Raw genomic sequence first — 2,006 nt, forward strand, 5'->3', positions numbered from 1 at the left:
TGGGGTCATGTCGTTCATCGGATGCTCTCTGTTGACCCCGTTGGACTTAGCCCAAGAGGGCGTGAAAGAAAATACGCGGCAGCTTGAACCAGCTTGGTTTGTGCTGAAACCGGGTCAGCAAACGCCCGATATGATGCTGACGCTTGTTTGATACAAACCAGGGCGGACGTGGCAGTAGGCTCATCCCGCCGGATAGCAGATTGCGCGGGAAGGGGCGGAACGGGGCCTCGATCACCGTGCGTTCGACGTTTTCCAACATGAAGGTATTGTGGACCGAGCCCACACCAGACTGGACGTTTTGCAAGGTTGCGCCGGCAAAGCCGCTCCAGGGACAGGCAGTCACCAGAAAGGCAAGGCCAGACCACGCATTGATCGCAATCGCGCCATAGCGGAATTCGGCGATGATCTCTTCGAACCGTTTGCGGCCCATGGCGCGGATCGTGGCAGGGTGGATGATGATATTGCCGCCCAATGTGCCATAGAGCGTGTCATTCGCCCATTTTATCGCCGCGATCATATAGGTTTCGGCGTCTTTTGCCTCGATGTGCATGACGCCAAGCGCAGATGTGAAGACTTCTGTCTGGGCGAGCCAATCGCTATCACCCTCGGCCATATCGGCAAGGTAAAGCGGTGCCACATCCGCCCCACGATCCAGCTTTTGCGGATTCTTCGCATGATCGACAAAAGCCTGTTGGCGATCTTCGGCACCGGGGTAATAGGCGGCGCGTTTGGTGTGCTTGGCCATCACATCGGCGACATTCGTCATCAGTTCGGCTGTCTTATCCCAGCCTTGTGGCAAAATAAGGCTCTGCACCGCGACACAGTTAAATCCACCGTTATGCAGTTTCATGGTGGCGATGTTTTCCGCCTGAAAGCGCAAGTCCGCCTTGGTCCACGGGCCTGGCACGACGATGGTGGGGCAAACGGCACCAAGCTCGGACGTCATGTGGCGGGTGTTTTTCGGCGTGTTGGCGGCCTTATTTCTATCGCCTTCCTCGCCTGCGCCCCAGACGATTAGATCATGGGTGGCGCGAGCACCGGTAATATGGATTTCCTCAACCAACGGATGCGTCGTAAGGTAGGCCCCCGCCGGGCCATCGCCGCGGTGGATACGTAGCGCGTCGCGATCGATCAACGGCTTCAGGGCGGCCTGCAGTGGCTCGGTCAAGTAGTCGTTGACGGGGTTCATTTTAAGTAAGACCACCTGGTTTTCCAAAAAGAGTTTTTGGAACGCGTCCAGCGGCGTGATCGCGGCAATATTGCCTGCGCCCAAAACCAGTGCGACCTTGCCTCGTCGTTGGTCTGCTGGGATATCATAGGCCGACGCGGCGTTGTTCTTGAGGTTGGCGGGGGTCACGCCTTTTTGCATCCAGACATCTGCATGCACGCCCGAAATCAACAGCCGGTCCCAGATCGAATGTGGCACAACGCGCACGGCGGTTTGGCCGCTTGGCAGGCTGCGTTTATTTAGCCCGTCAAGAAAGGTTTTGCCTTCCATCTGCGACAGCGTATCCATCAGACCGTTGCAGCACGACATAACGGCATAAGGGCCCGACGTCCATTCCTCCCCCAAGAGAGGGGAACCTTGCGGGATACCCTTGGCCTTGCCCGCCGCATCGACCCATTCGTCGGCGACGCGCACCAGATTATCTTTGACCGCCTGCAGAACCGCGATGCGTTCACTCAGCGAGGTTTGCGCCCAACGGTCCTTGGCCGCGTCTAGGGCTTCTAGGTCGACGTCATAGGCCGCTTGCAGATCGGGGGTGAAGGTACTTTGATGTTTCATGCCGCTTCTTTCAGAAGAATGTTCGCGTATATCTCGCGTAGTTTGAGTTTCACCACATTGCATGTGGCACCGAGGGGCAGTCCATGGCTATGATCACACGATCCGCCACTCGCCAGTTGGCGACTTTGCCGACGTATAAATCCATCAGTTCCGCTTCGGAGACGTCACCGGATTTGACCGCGATCTGGCACTCGTTTCATTTAGGAAGCGGGGCTGCGCC

Annotated in this window: 1 protein-coding gene; it reads right to left on the bottom strand. The window is 57.3% G+C overall.

All coding sequences use genetic code 11. The features are described 5' to 3' along the window. Positions 1-46 precede the first annotated feature (46 nt). Positions 47-1,786 (bottom strand): aldehyde dehydrogenase family protein, encoded by a 1,740-nt coding sequence (locus VOI29_RS24325; RefSeq protein ID WP_323784448.1) that lies wholly within the window; start codon positions 1,784-1,786, stop codon positions 47-49. Positions 1,787-2,006 lie beyond the last annotated feature (220 nt).

The organism is Leisingera sp., assembly GCF_034669605.1.
GTDB lineage: Bacteria > Pseudomonadota > Alphaproteobacteria > Rhodobacterales > Rhodobacteraceae > Leisingera.

Bases quoted from the DNA above. Each gene is read 5' to 3' on its own strand.
- VOI29_RS24325 (WP_323784448.1), bottom strand. From the start codon at position 1,786: ATGAAACATCAAAGTACCTTCACCCCCGATCTGCAAGCGGCCTATGAC.